At 65.9% G+C, this 19,669-nt stretch carries 14 protein-coding genes; 8 read left to right on the top strand and 6 right to left on the bottom strand.

The window, feature by feature from the left end; all coding sequences use genetic code 11:
- Position 1: 1 nt before the first annotated feature.
- The 4 genes from SJI03_RS16365 to SJI03_RS16350 form a co-directional block, all read right to left on the bottom strand.
- Positions 2-2,779: an ATP-binding protein gene (locus tag SJI03_RS16365; RefSeq protein ID WP_322427900.1), complete on the bottom strand. Its 2,778-nt coding sequence runs from the start codon at positions 2,777-2,779 to the stop codon at positions 2-4.
- A 51-nt stretch (positions 2,780-2,830) separates the two neighbouring features.
- Positions 2,831-3,760 (bottom strand): EAL domain-containing protein, encoded by a 930-nt coding sequence (locus SJI03_RS16360; protein WP_322427899.1) that lies wholly within the window; start codon positions 3,758-3,760, stop codon positions 2,831-2,833.
- Positions 3,760-5,358, bottom strand: coding sequence for a methyl-accepting chemotaxis protein (locus SJI03_RS16355; RefSeq protein WP_322427898.1), 1,599 nt, complete (start codon positions 5,356-5,358; stop codon positions 3,760-3,762). Before SJI03_RS16355 ends, SJI03_RS16360 begins: the two co-directional genes overlap by 1 nt.
- A gap of 344 nt (positions 5,359-5,702) precedes the next feature.
- A complete protein-coding gene (locus tag SJI03_RS16350) occupies positions 5,703-7,478 on the bottom strand; it encodes a methyl-accepting chemotaxis protein (protein WP_322427897.1) in 1,776 nt (591 codons plus the stop codon).
- 340 nt (positions 7,479-7,818) lie between these two features.
- Here SJI03_RS16350 and SJI03_RS16345 point away from each other — a divergent pair, with 340 nt between their 5' ends.
- The 7 genes from SJI03_RS16345 (at position 7,819) to SJI03_RS16315 (ending at position 16,040) form a co-directional block, all read left to right on the top strand.
- Complete coding sequence (locus SJI03_RS16345) at positions 7,819-8,763, top strand: 5'-nucleotidase (RefSeq protein WP_099377500.1); 945 nt, start codon at positions 7,819-7,821, stop codon at positions 8,761-8,763.
- A gap of 87 nt (positions 8,764-8,850) precedes the next feature.
- Positions 8,851-12,294 (top strand): transcription-repair coupling factor, encoded by a 3,444-nt coding sequence (mfd, locus tag SJI03_RS16340; protein WP_322427896.1) that lies wholly within the window; start codon positions 8,851-8,853, stop codon positions 12,292-12,294.
- 55 nt (positions 12,295-12,349) lie between these two features.
- Positions 12,350-13,192: a phosphoserine phosphatase SerB gene (gene serB / locus SJI03_RS16335; RefSeq protein ID WP_099377576.1), complete on the top strand. Its 843-nt coding sequence runs from the start codon at positions 12,350-12,352 to the stop codon at positions 13,190-13,192.
- 98 nt (positions 13,193-13,290) lie between these two features.
- Entirely contained in the window at positions 13,291-14,019 is a 729-nt protein-coding gene (locus SJI03_RS16330) for a nucleotidyltransferase domain-containing protein (RefSeq protein ID WP_099377502.1), read from the top strand.
- Entirely contained in the window at positions 14,016-14,942 is a 927-nt protein-coding gene (locus SJI03_RS16325) for a TIGR04222 domain-containing membrane protein (protein ID WP_322427895.1), read from the top strand. The genes SJI03_RS16330 and SJI03_RS16325 overlap by 4 nt, the downstream gene beginning before the upstream one ends.
- A complete protein-coding gene (locus tag SJI03_RS16320; protein ID WP_322427894.1) occupies positions 14,932-15,786 on the top strand; it encodes a DUF692 domain-containing protein in 855 nt (284 codons plus the stop codon). The genes SJI03_RS16325 and SJI03_RS16320 overlap by 11 nt, the downstream gene beginning before the upstream one ends.
- Complete coding sequence (locus tag SJI03_RS16315; RefSeq protein WP_322427893.1) at positions 15,783-16,040, top strand: hypothetical protein; 258 nt, start codon at positions 15,783-15,785, stop codon at positions 16,038-16,040. Before SJI03_RS16320 ends, SJI03_RS16315 begins: the two co-directional genes overlap by 4 nt.
- Before the next feature lie 4 nt (positions 16,041-16,044).
- Here the strand turns inward: SJI03_RS16315 and SJI03_RS16310 are convergent, their stop codons facing one another.
- Positions 16,045-17,922 (bottom strand): serine hydrolase domain-containing protein, encoded by a 1,878-nt coding sequence (locus SJI03_RS16310; RefSeq protein ID WP_322427892.1) that lies wholly within the window; start codon positions 17,920-17,922, stop codon positions 16,045-16,047.
- An 84-nt stretch (positions 17,923-18,006) separates the two neighbouring features.
- On the opposite strand from SJI03_RS16310, the gene SJI03_RS16305 reads away from it, so the two are divergent.
- Entirely contained in the window at positions 18,007-18,369 is a 363-nt protein-coding gene (locus tag SJI03_RS16305; RefSeq protein WP_099377507.1) for a DUF4870 family protein, read from the top strand.
- Between the two features lie 36 nt (positions 18,370-18,405).
- On the opposite strand, the gene SJI03_RS16300 is transcribed toward SJI03_RS16305, so the two are convergent.
- Positions 18,406-19,572, bottom strand: coding sequence for a cystathionine beta-lyase (locus tag SJI03_RS16300; RefSeq protein ID WP_322427891.1), 1,167 nt, complete (start codon positions 19,570-19,572; stop codon positions 18,406-18,408).
- Between the last annotated feature and the right edge of the window lie 97 nt (positions 19,573-19,669).

Below are 19,669 nucleotides of genomic sequence, written 5' to 3'. Positions count from 1 at the left end.
CTCAGGCCAGCTGCACCAGCAAAGCCGCCGCCGCCATCACGTCCGAAGTGTCGCGCCCCTGCCGGTAGCCGCCATGCACAGGGGCCAGCACGGCACGCGCGGCGGCACCGCGGCCTTGCGCCTGCAGCACGGCCGCCAGACTGGTGGCGCAGCGCAGCTCCCAGCCCGGCGCCTGCTGGCCCCTGGCCAGCTGCAGCGCTTCTTCCAGCTGCGCCCGCACCGCTTCCAGGCCGGCCGCATCATCTTGCGCCAGCGCGCGCCAGCGGTGGTGCGCGTCGCGGCGCAGCACTTCCGGCGCGCTCCACGGCGCCAGGCCCGTGCGTGCGCGCCGCAGCGCCTGGCTATCGGCGGCCGCGTCGTGCAGGGTGGCCATCAAATCGACCTGTATCGGCCAGCTGCGCACCGAAGGCCAGGGGAACTGTGTCATCGCCTCGCCCCCGTCGAGCAGGCGCTGGTAGGCGGCGCCCCAGGCGCTCCAGTACAGCAAGCCATAGCGGGCCGCATGCTCGCACAGCAGGCAAATCCACGCATGCGCCAGTTCCCGCTGCCCGCACCACAGGGCGACGGGAATGGCATTGACGGCCAGTGCCACGCACAGCGTGACGCCATTGTGCTCGAAGCCCACCGCAACCGCCTCGCGCGCCAGCGCCAGGGCGTCGTCGGGGTGGCCCTGCATCCACAGGCAACGCGCCAGCGTGCCGCGCAGGCACACCTGGTGATCGGCCAGCAGGGCATTGTTAAAGCCGAGCTGCGCGGCCCCCTCGGGATGCGCGAGCACCATGCGCGCCAGCGCCGCCGACTGCGCGTAGCGTCCCTGCACATACTCGCCCACGGAACGCATGCGCGCCAGCACCAGGCGCATCGCCGTGTCGTCGCGCGTGGCGCACAGGACTGCAAGCTCGGTGACGTAGCTGTCGGCGCGCTGGAAATCGGCCAGCTTCAGGCTGCAAACCCACATGCCGCAGATCGCTTCGGCGCGGCGGCTGCCATCGTCCGTGCGCATGGCCAGCGCATAGCCGCGCTGGAATGAACGCAGCATGGTGCCGGTGATGCCCTGCGTATGCAGCAGCAGATGCGCCTGCGAGGCATGCAGCTGCATCTCGCTGTCCGGGTCATCCACGGCATGCGCGGCCATGTGCTCGAGCGCCCGCTCGACGCGCGCGCGGTATTCATCCATCAGCGACAGCTGGTAGAACAGGGTTTGCGCGGCCAGGGTCAGGGCCACGCCCAGCGCCACGTCGCCCTCCTCGCCGAAGGCCCAGTCGATGGCGGCGCGCAGGTCGTCGACATGGCGGCCGTAGCGCGCGCTCCAGTGCGCCGGCGGCATGCTTGTCCAGTCGGCGGCGATGCGCCCGGCCAGGCCCAGACAATGGCGCGCATGGCGCAGCAGCACGGCGCCCGCATCCCCGCCCGCCGACAGCTGCGCGCCAGCATACGCGCGCGTGGTGTCGAGCAGCCGGTAATACACGTGCTGGCAGCAAAACTCGATGCTGACGAGGGACTTGGCGGCCAGGTCCGCCAGCGTGTCGAACACGTCGCAGCCCGCCACGGCGCTGGCCGACTCGAGGCGGAAGCGGCTCCTGAACACGCTCAGCACCTGCAGCACCTGGCGCTCTTGCGCGTCGAGCAGGCCGTAGCTCCAGTCCAGCGTGGCGCGCAGGGTCTGGTGGCGCAAGGGCATGTTGCGCGCGCCGCGCGTGAGCAGGCGAAAGCGGTCGTCGAGCTGGCGGCGCAATTCGTGCAGGCCGAAATGGCCGATGCGCCCGGCCGCCAGCTCCAGCGCCAGCGGGATGCCGTCGAGGCGCCGGCAGATGTCCACCACCACGGGCACGTCGGCGTCGGCCAGCACGAAGGCATCGTCGACGGCCGCGCAGCGTTCGCAAAACAGCTGCACCGCGGAGAAATGCCGGGCGGCGGCGGCATCGGGCACGGCGTCGGCCGGCGGCAATTCCAGCGCGGGCAGGCGCTGCAGCTGTTCGCTGCTGAGGCGCAGCGGCTCGCGGCTGGTGGCCAGCAGGTGCAGCAGCGGCGCGCCCTTGAGCAAGGCGTCGGCCAGCGTGGCGGCCGCGCCGATCACGTGCTCGCAGTTATCGAGCACGAGCAGCATGTGGCGCGGTCGCAGGTAGGCCAGCAGGACCGGCATGGCATCGCCGGCCGGCACCGCCACTCCCAGCGCCGTGGCCAGCGCCAGCGGCACCAGGCGGCCCTCGTCCAGCGGCGACAAGTCGACGAAACACACGCCATCGGCATAGCGGCGCAGCACGCGCGTGGCCAGGCCCACGGCCAGCGTGGTCTTGCCGATGCCGCCCGGACCGGCAATGCACAGCAGGCGCAATTGCAGCAGCTGGTTGGCCATCGTTTGCAGCACCTCGGCGCGGCCCAGCATGCGCGTCAGCATGACGGGCAGATTGTGACGCGGCTCGGCGCCCGCCGCACCGGACGCCGGCCGGCCCGTGTGCGCCAGCGGCGCCAGGAAGCCGTAGCCGCGTCCGGGGATGGTGGTGATGTAGCGCTGGCCATCGCGGCCGTCGCCTAGCGCCTTGCGCAGCGCCGCCAGATGCACGCGCAAGGTCGCGTCGTCGACCACGGCATTGGGCCAGACGATGGCCACCAGTTCATGCTTGTCGACGATGTCGCCGGCGCGCTCCAGCAGGGCCAGCAGCAAGTCCATGGCCCTGCTGCCCAGGCGCAGCGCGCGGTCGCCCTCGAACAGCAGGCGCTCCAGCGGCAAAAGGCGAAACGGGCCGAAGACATAGGCCGGGACGGGACTGTTTATCATTCTTGCGTGGGGGAGAAGGTGTTAAAGCACGCGGCTTGCAGTGGCCATATTCTACTGAGCATCCGCGCCATGCCGCATGGCGCCATGTTTCGCCACTGTTACAAGGCCGGCGGACAGCAGCGCAGCCACCTCGGCCGCGGGCGCCGGGCGGTGCAGATAAAAGCCCTGTACCTGCGGGCAGTCCAGCCGCCGCAGCTGCGCCAATTGTTCACCGTTTTCCACGCCTTCGGCCAGCGCCTGCAAGCCCAGGCCGCGCGCCAGCGCAAGGGTCGAGGCGACGATCACAGTGTCACAATCAGCGCTGCCACCGCTGCCCAAGTCGCGGATGAAGGAGCGGTCGATCTTGATGGTGTGAATCGGCAGCATCCGGACATGGCTCAAGCCCGAATGGCCGGTGCCGTAATCGTCGAGCGAAATGGCCAGGCCCAGCGCGCGCAGGCGGCGCAAGCCCTGCGCCGCCTGCGCCATGTCGTCGATGCAGCAGCTTTCCGTCACTTCCAGCTCCAGCAGGCCGGCAGGAATGGCGTGGCGCCGCAGGCAGCCCAGCACGAAATCGGGTAACTGCGCCGGCAACTGCGGCTGGCATAGCTGGCGCGCCGAGATATTCACCGCGACCGGCACCAGAGGCAAGCCCTGCGCGCGCCACTGCGCCAGTTGGCGGCAGGCCGCATCGATGCCCCAGTTGCCCAGCGCGGCAATGGCGTCAGTCTGCTCGGCCAGGCCGATGAATTCGTTCGGGTAAATCAGGCCGTGGCGCGGATGCTCCCAGCGCAGCAGCGCTTCCAGGCCGACCAGGCGCAATTGCGCCGTATCGAACTTGCCCTGGTAGTGAAAGCAGAATTCGCCGTCAGCGATGGCGCTGTCAAGGCGCGCCTGCAACTCCCGGCTGCGCGCCGAAGCACCGGGCTTGCCACCCGCCCCCTCCTGCGCCCGGCATAACAGCGCCAGCGCGCCGAGCCAGAACCTTGCCAGGCGCGCCACTAGGCCAGCAGGCGCGGCACGGCCGGCGCGCTGCGGCGCAACAAGGTGTGCGCCGGTCCCTGCTGCAGGCGAAACACGCTGACCACCTGCAGCAGCTTCGCCGCCTCGCCCTCCAGCGATTGCGAGGCGGCCGCCGCCTCCTCCACCAGGGCGGCGTTCTGCTGCGTCACTTCATCCATCTGCAGCACCGCCTGGCTGACCTGGCCGATGCCCGTGCTTTGCTCGGCGCTGGCGGCCGTGATGTCGGCCACCATCTGGCTGACACGGCCCACGGCCGCCACCACGTCCTGCATCGTGGCGCCGGCCCGCGCCACGAGGGCCGCACCGGCGTCCACCTGCTGCGTGGAGTTGGCGATCAGGGCGCGGATGTCGCGCGCCGCCGCCGCGCTGCGCTGCGCCAGGTTGCGCACTTCCGTCGCCACGACGGCAAAGCCGCGCCCCTGCTCGCCCGCGCGCGCCGCTTCCACGGCTGCGTTCAAGGCCAGGATATTCGTCTGGAAGGCCAGCATGTCGATCACGCCGATGATGTCGGCGATCTGCGCCGAGGACGCGCTGATGGCGTCCATCGTATGGATCACCTGCCCCACGGCTTGCCCGCCAGCGCCGGCGATATTCGCCGCCTCGACGGCCAGCACGCTGGCAAGGCGGGCATTGTCCGCGTTCTGCTGCACGGTGGAGCTGAGTTCTTCCATGGCCGACGCCGTCTGTTCGAGCGCGCTGGCCTGCTCCTCGGTGCGCGACGACAGGTCGATATTGCCGGCCGCGATTTGCGACGAGGCCGTGGCGATGGTGTCGGTGCCGCTGCGCACTTGCTGCACGATGTCGAGCAGGTTGCCGTTCATGATGCACAGCGCATCGAGCAGCTTGCCCGTTTCATCGCCGCCGTGGCGGCCGAAGGTCGATGTCAGGTCGCCGGCGGCCACGGTCTGCGCCACCGTCAGGGCATGGCGCAGCGGAAGGACGATGCTGCGCGTGACCAGCCAGGCGGTGACGAGTGAAAAGAGCACGGCCAGGGCGCTCAGTGCCAGCATCATGTTGCGCGCCGTGGCGTATTCGTGGCGCACCTGGGCGCCCGCCTCCTCCATCAGGTCATGCTGGTGCGAGATGAGGCTTTCCAGCGCCGCCATGTAGCGCAGCTGCTCGCCGCGCACGGTGCCGAGCAGCAAATTCGTCGCTTCGTCGCGCGCCCCTTCTTCCAGCAGGGCCAGCACCTTGTCGCGCCCGGCGTTGAACGTGGCGCGCGCCTGCGTCACGGCCGCCATCTGCTGGCGACCCTGCGGCGACAGCACCACCTTGTCCAGCTGCGCCAGGCCCTTTTCCGTTTCGCCGCCCGCCCTGGCGATGGTGGCGCGTTCCTGCGCCAGCTGCTGCGGCTCCGTCATCAGGAGCAGGTTGCGCGAAGAGCGCGCGATGATGTTGACATTCTTGATGATGTCGTTGGCCAGCACGGTTTTCGGATATTTGTCATCGATCACGTCGCGCATGCGCAGTTCCAGGCTGGACAGGCGCAGCATGCCCAGCATGGCGGTCGCCAGCAGCAGCAAGGTCAACAACGCAAAGGAGCAGCGCAGGCGCGTGCCGATTTTCATATTTGCCATCTTCATTCGCATCCTTCAGTGTGGTGCATCGGTCATCGCGCCGGGCTCGCATGCAAGGCTGACGGCAATGGCTGTCGCCTGCCACGAATGGCTGGACGCAGCAGGCGGAGGGGTCAGCCGGGATGTGGCCGAGGCGGGAACAAGGGTGGTACGGCAGGCAGTGTGAGTTATCTCACAAGCAATGTCGCGTTAAGTTTTGCAAAGATTTGCTTAGATGGCAAAACAGCTATTCTTATAACGCTGTTTTTTTAATAAGTAGTAACCGCAGTGCGACACTGTGCGCGCATGCAAAAACGGCCGCGCAAGGCGGCCGTCCGTTAGCGCATGCTGGCGCCGTCAATCCGTCAGAACACTTCCCACTCGTCGTCGCGCGGCGCGCCGCGCTGCGGGGATGGCACGGCGTGCAAGGCCGGGCGGCCCGCCGTAGGGCGTGAGGCGGGACGCGATGCCTGACCCGGCGCCGGACGCTTCGGCGCCACGCTGGCCACCACGGCGCGCGGCGCCGCAGGCTTCGCGCGGGCGGCAGGCGCCTGTCCGCCATCGAGCTTGAAGACGCTGACCACCTCGGCCAGCTGGCCCGATTGCTCCTGCAGGGATTCGGCAGCGGCGGCCGCCTCTTCCACCAGGGCCGCATTTTGCTGCGTCACCTGGTCCATCTGGCCGATGGCCTGGTTGATCTGGTCGATGCCCGAGCTTTGCTCCTGCGTGGCCAGGCTGATTTCCGCCATGATGTCCGTCACGCGCTGCACGCTGGAGACGATTTCGGCCATCGTGCTGCCCGCCTCGGCCACCAGCTTGCTGCCCGCGTCGACGGCCACCACGGAGTCGCCGATCAGGGTCTTGATTTCCTTGGCCGCCGCCGCCGAACGCTGCGCGAGGTTGCGCACTTCCGTCGCCACGACGGCGAAACCGCGTCCCTGCTCGCCCGCGCGCGCCGCTTCCACGGCCGCATTCAAGGCCAGGATATTCGTCTGGAAGGCGATGCCGTCGATGACGGAAATGATGTCGACGATCTTGCGCGAGGAATCGTTGATGGCGTCCATGGTCTCGACCACCTTGCCCACCACTTCACCGCCCTTCACGGCCACGCCCGATGCGCTCAGCGCCAGCTGGTTCGCCTGCTGGGCATTGTCGGCATTCTGCCGCACGGTGGACGTCAGTTCTTCCATCGACGACGCCGTCTCTTCCAGCGAACTGGCTTGCTCTTCCGTGCGCGAAGACAGGTCCAGGTTGCCGCTGGCAATTTCCGACGAGGCCGTGGCGATGGTCTCCGTGCCGCTGCGCACCTGGCCGACGATGCTGACCAGGCTGGAATTCATGTCTTTCAGCGCCTGCAGCAGCTGGCCCGTTTCTTCCGTCGTGTGCACCTCGATATTGCTCGTCAGGTCGCCCGAAGCCACCGTTTGCGCCACTTTCACGGCCGAATTGATTGGCTGGGTGATGGCGCGCGTGATGTAGGCGGCGCAGGCGATGCCCAGCGCGGAGGCCAGCAAGCCGAGGATGACCATCAGGCTTTCCGAGCGGATCACGGCCGCGCTGCCGTCCTTGACGCTGGCGTCGGCCACGCCGTTATTGAGCTTGATGATCTCGTTGAGCGTGCCTTCGGCCTTGCCGAACAGCGCGCGCGAATCCTGATACTGTTTATAGAAAGTCACGAACAACTCTTTCTGCCGCGCCTCATCGCGGTTGTCGGCCAGCTGGCGCAAGATGGCGCGCACCTTGTCGTCATCTGCCTTCCAGGCCGTCCACTCGCCCTGGAAGCGCTGCCACAACACGGTTTCCTCGGGCGTTTGCGGCAGCGGCTCGTACAGCTTGCGGCCCGCCTCGATATTATTCCAGGCCTTGGTGCGCAGCTGCAGCGCTTCCGCGAACTTGTCCTGTGCCTGGTAATTGTTTTCATAGATGGCGGCCGTCAGGGTGGCGGCGGCAACGGCCGTCTGCCCTTCGCTGATCATCATCAAGCCCTGGATCGACGGCAGGCGCACCACGCCGATTTCATTGACGGCGCGGCCCACGGTGGCGATGCCCGTGTAGCCGCTGATGCCCACCACCAGCAAGGCCGCCATCATCACGGCGACCAGGGTCGCCAACTTCCATTTGATCAGTAAATTCTTAAACATGGCTAGGCCCTTTATAAAGTCACGATTTTTGCTGGCGAGGTTGAGGCTGGCATGTTCGAGTAAAACAGCTGACACTTGTATAAAGGTGGCGGGGATGGGGCGTACGCTTCGTTACAATTGGCGAGATTTTATAATAGGAAGCATAGTGGAAAATGGCTGCGCTGACTGCTACATACTTGATACAAATCAATATTTATTTCCTGACTGTGGCGCGCCTTGCACAGTGGCATCAAAAAGCTGGTCTGCGCCCTGCTTTGGTGCAAAAAATCCCCGCGTATCGCTATTGGCTACGCAGTTAATAGTCGTATAAGATGGTCAACACGCACACCACAGGTACAGCATGGCTTATCCTATCGAACACAAACTGGTGATCGGGGTCGCTTCCAGCGCCCTGTTCGACCTGGCCGAATCGCATCAGATCTACCTCGACAGTGGCCCCGAGGAATACCGCAAATACCAGGAAACGCATATCGACACGGTCTTGCCGCGCGGCGTGGCCTTCCCCTTCATCCGCCGCTTCCTGAACATCAACAAGCACTACCCGCGCCAGTCGCCCGTGGAAGTGGTGCTGTTTTCGCGCAATTCGCCGGAAACGGGCTTGCGCGTCATGCATTCGATCGCCCACTACGGCCTGGATATCTCGCGCGCCGCCTTCATGACGGGCAAGTCGCCCTACCCCTACCTGCCCGCCTTCAACGCGTCGCTGTTCCTCAGCGCGAATGAAGGCGACGTGCGCAGCGCCCTGGCCTGCGACTATCCGGCCGGCCTGGTGCTGCCGTCGCGCACGGAAGACGATGAAAACGACGAGGAACTGCGCGTGGCCTTCGATTTCGACGGCGTGATCGCCGACGACGAAGCGGAAACCGTATTCAAGCGCAACAATGACGTCGATGAATTCCACGCCCATGAAACCCTGAACGTGGGCACGCCGCACCGCCCGGGACCGCTGGCCGGCCTGTTCCAGAAGCTGGCCACGATGCAGCGCCTGGAAGAAAGGGCCCAGCGGCGCGACCCCGGCTATAAAAAGATCCTGCGCATCGCCATCATCACGGCGCGCAACGCGCCCTCGCACGAGCGGGTCGTGACGACCCTGAAAAGCTGGGGCGTGGCGGCCGACGAGACGTTTTTCCTCGGCGGCATGGACAAATCGCGCGTGCTGGCCGTGTTCAAGCCGCATATCTTCTTCGACGACCAGCTGAGCCACCTCAAATCGGCGGGCGGCACCATCCCGATGGTGCATATACCGTTCGGCATTGCGAATATGCGCGCGGGCGATGGTCTATAATCTCGCCTGTCAGCGCCGTCACTGGCGGCGCGGCGCGCATCACAGCTGTCCCACTCAACTGCCTCTGCCACTAGTGTCATCGCCTGCATGTCCTTAGACTTAAAAAAAGCCCTCCCCAAGCCCGGCAACCGCTACGCGCTGCCCGCCCTGTATGGTTCATCCGACGCCTATGCCCTGGCGCTGGCCGCTTTGGCCTTGAAAGCGCGGGGCCAGATGCTGGCCGTGGTGGTGGCGCAGGCCAGCGACGGCCAGCGCCTGCTCGATGAAATCCCGTGGTTTGGCGGCAAGGAACTGCGCTGCCATCTGCTGCCGGACTGGGAAACCCTGCCCTACGACGCCTTTTCGCCGCACCAGGACCTGGTCTCCGAGCGCCTCGCCACCCTGCGCGAAATCCAGACGCGCCAGTGCGACGTGCTGATCGTGCCGGCCACCACGGCGCTGGTGCGCCTGGCGCCGCCGTCCTTTTTGGCCGCCTACACCTTCTTCTTCAAGAAGGGTGAAAAACTCGACGAAGCGCGCCTGAAGTCGCAGCTGACCCTGGCCGGCTACAGCCATGTGTCGCAGGTGATGTCGCCCGGCGAATACTCGGTGCGTGGCGGCTTGCTCGACCTGTTCCCCATGGGTTCGGCCCTGCCCTACCGGCTCGACCTGTTCGGTGACACCATCGAGACCATCCGCACGTTTGACGCCGATACCCAGCGCTCGCTGTACCCCGTGCACGAAGTGCGGCTGCTGCCGGGGCGTGAATTCCCCATGGACGAAGCGGCCCGCACCACCTTCCGCAACCGCTGGCGCGAGCAGTTCGAAGGCGATCCATCGCGCTCAGTCGTCTACAAGGACATCAGCAGCGGCATCGCCTCGGCTGGCATCGAATACTATCTGCCCCTGTTCTTCGAGCAGACGGCCACCTTGTTCGACTATCTGCCAGAAGACGCCTCGCTGGCCCTGGTGGGCGAGATCGATGCGGCCATCGGTCGCTTCTGGACCGATACCCAGTCGCGCTATCGCTTTTTAAAAGCGGACCGCGAACGGCCGATTTTGCCGCCGGAATCGCTGTTCCTGTCCGACGAGCAGTTCTTCGGCCTGGCCAAGCCGTATCCGCGCCTGGCGATCGCCAAATCGAACGATGCGCTGGCGTCCGAACTGTCGGCTCCCGTGCCGAACATCGCCGTCAACCGCCGCGCCGACGACCCGCTGGCCAACCTGCGCAGCTACCTGCTGCAATCGGGCCGCCGCGTGATGATCTGCGCCGAATCGAACGGCCGCCGCGAAACCTTGCAGCAGTACTTCACCGAATACGATCTGCACCTGACGCCGGTGGAAGGCAGTGACGGCTTCCTGCAGTCCGACGCCAAGCTGATGCTGGGCGTGGCGCCGCTGCACGCGGGCTTCGAACTGTTTACGCCGGAAGGTAATTTATCCTTCATCACCGAGACGGAACTGTATGCCGGTTCCGGCCGCAGGGTCGGCACCAAGAAACAGGAAGGCGTGACGCAGGTCGAGTCGATGGTGCGCGACCTGTCGGAGCTGAAAATCGGCGACCCCGTGGTGCACATCAACCACGGCATCGGGCGCTACATGGGCCTGGCCAGCATGGACCTGGGCGAAGGCGAAACGGAGTTCCTGCACCTCGAATACGCGAAAGACACGAAACTGTACGTGCCCGTGTCGCAATTGCACGTGATCTCGCGCTATTCGGGCGCTTCGCCGGAAGACGCGCCGCTGCATTCGCTCGGCTCGGGCCAGTGGGAAAAAGCGAAAAAGCGCGCGGCCGAACAGGTGCGCGACACGGCCGCCGAGCTGCTCAACCTGTATGCGCGCCGGGCCCTGCGCCAGGGCCACTCGTTCGAATTCTCGTCGCACGACTACCAGCGCTTCGCCGACAGCTTCGGCTTCGACGAGACGCCGGACCAGGCCGAGGCCATCCACAACGTCATCAAGGACATGACTTCCGGCAAACCGATGGACCGCCTCGTGTGCGGCGACGTCGGCTTCGGCAAGACGGAAGTGGCGCTGCGCGCCGCCTTCATCGCCGTCATGGGCGGCAAGCAGGTAGCCATCCTGGCGCCCACCACCCTGCTGGCGGAGCAGCATGCACAGACCTTCGCCGACCGCTTCGCCGACTGGCCAGTGCGCATCGCGGAATTGTCGCGCTTCCGCAGCGGCAAGGAGATCACGCAGGCGTTCAAGGGCATGGCCGACGGCACCATCGACATCGTCATCGGCACGCACAAGCTGCTGTCCGACGACGTCAAGTTTACCCGTTTGGGCCTCGTCATCATCGACGAAGAACACAGGTTCGGCGTGCGCCAGAAGGAAGCCCTGAAAGCCTTGCGCGCGGAAGTGGACGTGCTGACCCTGACGGCCACGCCGATCCCGCGCACCCTGGGCATGGCGCTGGAAGGCTTGCGCGACTTTTCCATCATCGCCACGGCGCCGCAAAAGCGCCTGGCCATCAAGACGTTCGTGCGCAGCGAGGGCGAAGCCATCATCCGCGAAGCGTGCTTGCGCGAACTCAAACGGGGCGGCCAGATCTACTTCCTGCACAACGAGGTGGAAACCATCCAGAACCGCCTGGCCATGCTGACCGAATTGCTGCCCGAGGCGCGCATCGCCGTCGCGCACGGCCAGATGCACGAGCGCGACCTGGAAAAGGTCATGCGCGACTTCGTCGCCCAGCGTTTCAATATTTTGCTGTGCACGACCATCATTGAAACCGGCATCGACGTGCCGACGGCGAACACCATCATCATGCACCGCGCCGACAAGTTCGGCCTGGCGCAGCTGCACCAGTTGCGCGGCCGCGTCGGACGCTCGCATCACCAGGCCTACGCCTACCTGCTGGTGCACGACGTGCAGGGTCTGACGAAGCTGGCGCAGCGCCGCCTTGACGCCATCCAGCAGATGGAAGAACTGGGCAGCGGCTTTTACCTGGCCATGCACGACCTGGAAATCCGCGGCGCCGGCGAGGTGCTGGGCGAGAGCCAGTCCGGCGAGATGACGGAAATCGGCTTCCAGCTGTATTCGGACATGCTCAACGAAGCCGTGCGCTCGCTGAAGGCGGGCAAGGAGCCTGACCTGGCGGCACCGCTGGCCTCGACCACCGAGATCAACCTGCACGTGCCGGCCCTGCTGCCGGCCGATTTCTGCGGCGACGTGCACGAGCGCCTGTCAATCTACAAGCGCCTGGCCAACTGCGCCACGCAGGAAAAGATCGACGACATCCAGGAAGAGCTGATCGACCGCTTCGGCAAGCTGCCCGACGCCGTCAAGGCCCTGGTCGAGACGCACCGTTTGCGCATCGCGGCGAAAACCGTGGGCATCGTCAAGATCGACGTGCATGGCGAGGCGGCTACCCTGCAATTCATGGCCAAGCCGCCGATCGACCCGATGCGCATCATCGACTTGATCCAGAAGAACCGCCATATCAAGCTGCATGGCCAGGACAAGCTGAAAATCACGGCCGCCATGCCGGACCTGGCCGCGCGCGTGACGCAGATCAAGACCACCATCAAGCAATTGACGGTTTAGACTATTTCTATCTTTTATGCAGGGCTGACCCATGACCAATACCAAGACCATCACCATGAATCTGATCCTGCAGGGCCTGGACGGCGATAGCGCACGCCTCGAGCGCATCGCCGCGCTGGCCGCGCCGACGTCCATCACGCGCCTGGGTCCGAACGCCGTGCGCTGCGAACAGATCGCCTACTCGCCCGCGCTGCGCCCCACCATCGAAGTGGCGGCCCAGGCGGCGCAGCTGGACGCCACCTACATGATGGGCCAGCGCGAACTCGCCGAATTCAAGCTCGTGGCGATGGACATGGATTCGACCCTGATCACCATCGAGTGCATCGATGAAATCGCCGACATGCAGGGCTTGAAACCGCAAGTGGCGGCCATCACGGAAGCGGCCATGCGCGGCGAACTCGATTTTGCCGCCAGCCTGAAGCAGCGCGTGGCCCTGCTCGAAGGCCTCGATGCGTCGGCCCTGCAGCGCGTCTACGACGAGCGTTTAAAACTGTCGCCGGGCGCGGAAGCCATGCTGGCGGCCGTGCAGAAAGCCGGCCTGAAAACCCTGCTGGTGTCGGGCGGCTTTACCTTCTTCACCGAGCGCCTGAAACAGCGCCTGGGCCTCGACTACACGCATGCGAACGAACTGGAAATCGTCGACGGCAAGCTGACGGGCAAAGTCATCGGCGGTATCGTCGACGCCGAGGAAAAGCAGCGCACGGTGGAGCGCGTGTGTGCGGAGCTGGGAATTTCCCCATCCGAGGCCATCGTCATGGGCGACGGCGCCAACGACTTGAAAATGATGGGCATCGCCGGCCTGTCCGTGGCCTTCCGCGCCAAGCCCGTGGTGCGCTCGCAGGCCGACGTGGCGCTGAACTTCGTGGGACTCGATGGCTTGCTCAATGTATTGACCTGAGTTGACTCTCTCTGGCGGACGGTGCGCGCAGGGATGCATATTTTTGCTATATTGCAAACTTATGATCATTCCGCCAACCCACCGTGAAAGTGCACCGCATGCCGCCACCGCTGCCAGAAGAGATACAACGCCACCTGGATGTGTTTGTCGCCGCCGCGCAAGGCGCGTTTGGTGACGACCTTGCCGCCGCCGTGCTGTTTGGCTCGGCCGCCGATGGCCAGGTGCGCGCCACCTCCGACGTCAACCTGCTGTTGCTGCTCAAGCGCTTTACGCCGCAGGCGGCCGATGCGCTGCGCGGACCCTTGCGCCTGGCGCACGCCGCCATCGATCTGCAGGTAATGTTCCTGCTCGAGAGCGAATTGACGCAGGCCGCCGACGCCTTCGCCGTCAAGTTCGCCGACATCATCGCGCGCCACAAGGTGCTGCATGGCGCTGACCCTTTTGCCAGTCTGCACACCAGCCGTGACGCCGTACTGCGGCGCTTGCGGCAAGTGCTGCTGAACCAGCAGGTGCGCATGCGCGAACGGTATATGCTATTGAGCCTGAATGAAGAACAGCTGGCCGGCGCCATCGCCGACGCGGCCGGCCCGCTGCGCTCGGCCGCAGCGTCCCTGGCGCAGCTGGAGGGCAAGCCTGGGCTGTCCGGCAAGCAGGCGCTCGAAGCGTTTGTCGACCAGCTGGGCGAGCCGGCCCTGCACACGGCCCTGCAAGCCATGTCGGCGGCGCGCGAAACGGCGCGCCTGGCGCCGGGGCAGGCCCTGCCCGCCTTTACGGGCTTGATGACGATTACCGGACACTTGCGCGAACACGCGGAGCAGATGCGGTGAACGGCTTCAATCCCTTTGACTGGAGCGGGCCCTGGTTCCTGTTCGCCTACCTGATCTTCGGCACGTTCGTGTACTACCTCGCGCGCGAACTGCTGATACGCATGGAATTGCGCAATCCGCACGCCCAGCTCTCGCTGGCCGATGATCCCTACCGCATCGCCTTCCTGCGCGGCGGCGCCCTCGAAGCCGTGAAAATCGCCGCCATCGTGCTGGTCGACCGCGGCTTGCTGCGCGCCGATGGCCCGCTGCTGGAAACGGCCAGCGCCGACAGCCTGCGCTTTGCCAGTCACGACATCGAACGCGACGTGCTGCGGCTGTATCTGGGCCGCCAGGGTCACAGCAAGGAACTGGCCGAGCAGGCGGAGATGCTGCCGTCATGCCGCGCCTACCAGGAGACCTTGACGCAGCAGGAATTGCTGGTCGGCCCGCCGCTGTTGCGCCGGCGCGAACGCATCACCTGGCCCGCGCACTATTTGCTGCTGACGGTGGCCGCCGTCAAGGCCGTCATTGCCATCAGCCGCCAGCACTACAACCTGCTGTTCCTGGCGCTGCTGCTGGCGATCTTCCTGCTCATGCTGCGCGGCTTGCGCACCCAGGCGACCAGCTGGAGCGCGCAGCGGCTGCTGACCGACTTGCGCATGCTGTTTGGCCGCCTGAACATGCGCTCGTCGCGCCTGAATGCAGGCAGCAGCAGCGCCGACATGGCTCTGCTGGCCGCCATCTTCGGCCTCGGCGCCCTGCCCTTGTCCGTGTACGCGTATGTCGCCGAGCTGTTCCCCGTACCCCGGCCAAACACGGGCGGCGACTCCTCGTCCGGCGGCACGGGCGACTCGTCATCGGGTGGGGGCGATGGCGGCGGCGGAGATGGCGGCGGCGGCAGCGGCTGTGGCGGTTGCGGCGGTGGCGGTGGCTGTGGCAGCTAGCCAGGGCGCCACGCGCGACCGCGTCGGTCTGGGCTGGCGCGGCGAACTGGCCGCCGGCATCGTGTCCAACCTGGCGCACATCGACGTGCTGGAAGTGATCGCCGACGATTATTACCGCGCCTCGCGTACCGGCATCGCGGCCCTGTGCAGCCTGGCGCGCCAGGTGCCGGTCAGCCTGCACGGCGTGGGCATGGGGCTGGCCTCGACGATTCCCGCCGACCCGCGCCGCCTGCATGCGATGGCGCGCCTGATGAAAGTAGTGCAGGCGGAATCGTGGTCCGAGCACCTGAGTTTCGTGCGCGCCGGCGGCGTGGAAATCGGCCACCTGGCGGCGCCGCCGCGCACACTACGCAGCGCCGCCGGGGCGATCGCCAATATCGCGCTGGCCACGCGCATCGTCGGCAGCGCGCCGCTCATGGAAAACATCGCCACCCTGCTCCAGCCGCCCGCCAGCACGATGGACGAAGCCGAGTGGGTGGCGCAGATTATCCACGGTGCGCAAGTGCCGCTGCTGCTCGACCTGCACAATCTGTATGCGAATGCCGTCAATGCCGGCGAATCGCCGCAGGAACTGCTGCTGCGCCTGCCGCTGGACAGGGTCGGCGCCGTGCACCTGAGCGGCGGCCACTGGATAGCCGCGCCGGGCGGCGGCCAGCGACTGCTGGACGACCACCTGCACGACGTGCCGCCCGAAGTCTTCGCTTTATTGACGGTGCTGGCGCGCCAGGCGCCCCAGCCTCTGACGGTGATCGTCGAACGCGACGGCAATTACCCGTCGTTCGAGCATGTGCTGGGCCAGCTGGAGCTGGCGCGTGCGGCCTTGCGTGCGGGGCGAAACACATGAGTTCCCCCGCACTGGAAACCTACCTGGCAAAGTTGTACACGGACGACGCCCTGCGTGCCGCCTTCCTGCTTGATCCCCATGCGCAAGCCTTGCTGCATGGTTTGTCGCTGCAGGACGCGGAGGCGATGGCGGCGATGGATCGCGTCGGCCTGCAAATGGCGGCGGCCAGCTATCGCGCCAAGCGGTCCGCGCACGGTAGCAGGGCCACGCCGGCGCAACCGTGGTGGCGCCGGCTGCTGGCTGCCTGGACCTGACAGCCTACAGGTGCCACAACCGCAGCGGCAGCAGTCCCCACCAGGCCAGCACCAGCAGCAGCTGCAAGGCCGCCAGCAAGGCGACCCAATCCCATTTCGCCCACGAGCCCACCTCGGCCGCCGTGCCGCGGCTGCGCCAGCAGCGCGCCAGACCGAACGCCGTCGCCAGCGGCAGCGCCCCCGTGACCAGCGCCAGCAGCACGCTGGCGATGGTGATGTCGCCCAGGCGCAGATAGGACTGAAAATAGAAAAACGGCAGCGGCAAGAGCAGCGCCAGCATCGACAGCAGGGGCGCGAACAGATGGTCGCCCCGCCCCAGGCTGCGCAACGCGGCGCGCCACCCACCCACCACCAGCACATACAGCAAGCCGGCAGCGCCCAACGCCAGACTGCCCCACAGCACCAGCATGCGCAGCATCGACGCGCGCTCATAGCTGCGCAAGCCGTCGCTGAGCACATGCTTGCCATCCTCCTGCATCAGCACGTGCGACGGCGTGCTGCGGTCGCTGGCGCGGAACAGCAGGCCGCCCACCGGTTCCAGTTCCTTCGGCTCGCCCTGGAACGGGATCAGGAACAGCGATTCGCCATCCCATTTCAGGCGCGTAAAGCCGAAGACGGCGTCGACCCAGGCCATGCTGGCCATGGGACTGGGCGACGGCACATAGACACCCTGCCAGTTTTCTACCGTGGGCGCGGGCGTGCCGCGCGGGGCCGGCGCGCGCAGCGGCAATTCCAGGTCGCGCAGCAGCAGGCGATTGAAGCGCTCATAGTCGGCCTGCTCGGCATCCGTGTTGAAGGCCACGAAGAAGGCGCTGTCCTGCTCCGGATAGAGGCACAGCATGGCGCGGAACCCCACGGCCGTGCCAGGGTGGCAGGCGCCCACCACGTTGTGGCGGTCGCGCACGGCCAGCGCCAGGCCATGGCCCGTTGCCAGGCCCGCTTGCGCCGCATCCGTGCCGGCCGGTTCTGACAAGGCGCCCATCAGCGCCAGGTCGATGAAGCGCTTGCCCTGCAGCTTGCCGTCGCCCATCAAAAACTGCGCCAGCTTGCCCATGTCGGCCGCCGTGGTGGTAAATTGCGCGGCCGGACGCAGGTATTGCGGCACGGCCGGCTGCGCCACGCCATGCTCGAAGTAGCCCATGGCCAGGCGCGGATCCGCCTGCGCGCTCATTTGCGTACTCATTTGCGTAACATAGGTAAACGTGCTGTCCGCCATGCCCAGCGGCTGCAGCAGTTGCGCATCGAGATAACGCTCGTACGGCTGGCCCGTGACCTTCTCGATCACCATGCCCAGCAAGCCATAGCCCATGTTCGAATACGCATAGCGGCTGCCGGGCCGGGCGCGCACGCGCAGCAGATTGCGGTCGCCGTCAAAGGCGGCGGCCAGCGGCGTGTCCGGTGCCGGCTTCAGGCTGAACGCCTGCCAGAAGCGCACATTATCGAGGCCCGAGGTGTGCGCCAGCAGGTGGCGGATGCGCACGGGGTCGCTGGCTTGCCACGGGTTGTTCAGCGCCAGTTCCGGCAGCACTTGCTGCAAGGGCGTGTCGAGCGTGAGCCGGTCTTCGCTGACCAGGCGCAAGATGCCCAGCGCCAGCGCCACCTTGCCCACGGACCCCACCTGCATGCGCGTGTCCGCCTGCATGGGTATCTGCTTGGCGGCATCGCGCAAGCCGGACGCGCCGACCTTGACCGTTCCGTCAGGCAAGACTTCACTCCAGACGGCGCCCGCCAAGCCCTCTTCCTTCAAGCCGGCGGTAAACTCCGCTTCCAGGGGCGCGCCGGCGGCATGGGCCACGGTGGCGCACAGCAGCAAGGCCGGCAAGGCCTTACGCAGCCATGACCTGGCGCGCGCGGCCAGGGTGGGATAGCGATCTCGTTTCAAATGTATTCTGCCTTTTTGCATGGACTGCGCTGCCGGGCCGCTTTGCTTGTTACAATTAAAAATTGAGCAACGACGGGAGCTTTCATGTCACAAGATATTATTTTGGATACCCAACTCCAGCAGACCAAAAACCTGGCCTGGTGGTTGTACCTGATACATGGCGCCAGCTTTGTGTTTTCGCTGGGCGCGTTTTCCTTCATTCCGCTCATCATCAATTATGTGAAGCGGGACGAGGCGGCCGGGACCTTCGTGTACAGCCATCACAGCTGGATGATCCGTTCCTTCTGGTGGTATGTGGCCTGGATCGTCGTCGGCGCCATCCTGTGGATCACGCTGATCGGCATTCCGCTGGCGTTCCTCGTGTGGGGCGTGGCCTGGCTGTGGAAGGCCTACCGCTTGCTGCGCGGCTTCCTCGACCTGAACAACAACAAGCCCGTGCCCATGTAAAAGGTGCTTCACGGCAAGCCAACGGCTTGCCGTTTCCTACATCGCCGCGAACGCCCGTTCGATATCGGCGATCAAATCCTGCGGATCTTCCAGTCCCACATTCAGGCGCACCAGCTGGCCCGGCAACTGCCAGCCCTTGCGCATGGCGGCGATGCGGTACGGCATCACCAGGCTGTTGGCGCCGCCCCAGCTGTAACCAATCTTGAACAATTGCAAGGCATCGACGAAGCGGTCCGTCTGCGCCTCCGTGTAGCGGGCATCGAACAGTACGGAAAACAGGCCGCCCGCGCCCGTGAAATCGCGCTGCCAGATGGCGTGGCCGGGGCAATCGTCGAAAGCCGGATGCAGCACGGTGGCAATCTCGCTTCTTCCCTTGAGCCAGGCAGCCACCGCGCGCGCGCCCGCATCGTGAACGTCGAAACGCAACTTCATGGTCGGCAAGCCGCGCAGCACCAGGTAGGCGTCGTCCGCCCCAACGCCCATGCCCAGACGCATGTGCGCCAGCGCCAGGCGCTCGTGCAGCGCCCGCTCGCGCGTAATGAGCGCGCCCATCAGCACGTCGGAGCCGCCCGACTGGTATTTCGTCAGCGCCTGCATGATGATGTCCACGCCCAGGTCGAAACCGCGCAAGGCCAGGCCCGCCGACCAGGTGTTATCCAAAGCCACCAGCACGCCGCGCGCATGGGCGGCCGCGCAGATGGCGGGCAAATCCGGCACTTCCATCGTCACGGAACCGGGTGCTTCCGTCCAGATCAGTTTGGTGTTGGGCTGGATCAGGGCGGCGATGCCGGCGCCGATGAGCGGATCGTAATAGCGGGCCGTGATGCCGAAATCCTGCGCCAGCCAACGCCCCAGTTCGCGGTTCGGGTTGTAGATATTTTCCGGCAATAAAACGTCGTCGCCCGTTTTCAGCAGGGCAAAATCCGCCATGGCGATGGCCGCCAGGCCCGACGGCGCCAGCAGGCAGTATTTCCCCCTTTCGATCTCGGCCAGCCGCGCTTCCAGGGTAAAGGTGGTGGGCGTGCCGTGCAAGCCGTAGGTGTAGGCGTTTTTCTCTTTCCAGTCGCCCGAACGCATGGCCGCCACGTCCTTGAACAGCACGGTCGATGCGTGATGGATGGCGTTCGGAAACGCGGCAAAGCCTTGCGGCGCCTGGTAATCGCTGTGGATCAGCGCGGTCTGGGGAGATTTGGTCTGTGTCATGGCGTCGGGAAATAAAAAAAGGCGGATCAGCAATTGCTGATCCGCCTTGATTGTAAGGGCTTTGCGCCCTGCACGCCGTACACCTGACAGAGTGTTA

Source organism: Janthinobacterium sp. GMG1, assembly GCF_034427795.1.
GTDB lineage: Bacteria > Pseudomonadota > Gammaproteobacteria > Burkholderiales > Burkholderiaceae_D > Janthinobacterium.
The sequence above is the reverse complement of the archived record's forward strand: the minus strand, read 5'-3'. Positions and strand labels throughout refer to the sequence as shown.

Excerpts from the sequence above, each read along its gene's own strand:
- SJI03_RS16365 (WP_322427900.1), bottom strand. The coding sequence starts at position 2,779 with ATGATAAACAGTCCCGTCCCGGCCTATGTCTTCGGCCCGTTTCGCCTT.
- SJI03_RS16345 (WP_099377500.1), top strand. The coding sequence starts at position 7,819 with ATGGCTTATCCTATCGAACACAAACTGGTGATCGGGGTCGCTTCCAGC.
- SJI03_RS16350 (WP_322427897.1), bottom strand. The coding sequence starts at position 7,478 with ATGTTTAAGAATTTACTGATCAAATGGAAGTTGGCGACCCTGGTCGCC.
- SJI03_RS16305 (WP_099377507.1), top strand. The coding sequence starts at position 18,007 with ATGTCACAAGATATTATTTTGGATACCCAACTCCAGCAGACCAAAAAC.
- SJI03_RS16330 (WP_099377502.1), top strand. The coding sequence starts at position 13,291 with ATGCCGCCACCGCTGCCAGAAGAGATACAACGCCACCTGGATGTGTTT.
- SJI03_RS16355 (WP_322427898.1), bottom strand. The coding sequence starts at position 5,358 with ATGGCAAATATGAAAATCGGCACGCGCCTGCGCTGCTCCTTTGCGTTG.
- SJI03_RS16315 (WP_322427893.1), top strand. The coding sequence starts at position 15,783 with ATGAGTTCCCCCGCACTGGAAACCTACCTGGCAAAGTTGTACACGGAC.
- SJI03_RS16300 (WP_322427891.1), bottom strand. The coding sequence starts at position 19,572 with ATGACACAGACCAAATCTCCCCAGACCGCGCTGATCCACAGCGATTAC.
- mfd (WP_322427896.1), top strand. The coding sequence starts at position 8,851 with ATGTCCTTAGACTTAAAAAAAGCCCTCCCCAAGCCCGGCAACCGCTAC.
- serB (WP_099377576.1), top strand. The coding sequence starts at position 12,350 with ATGAATCTGATCCTGCAGGGCCTGGACGGCGATAGCGCACGCCTCGAG.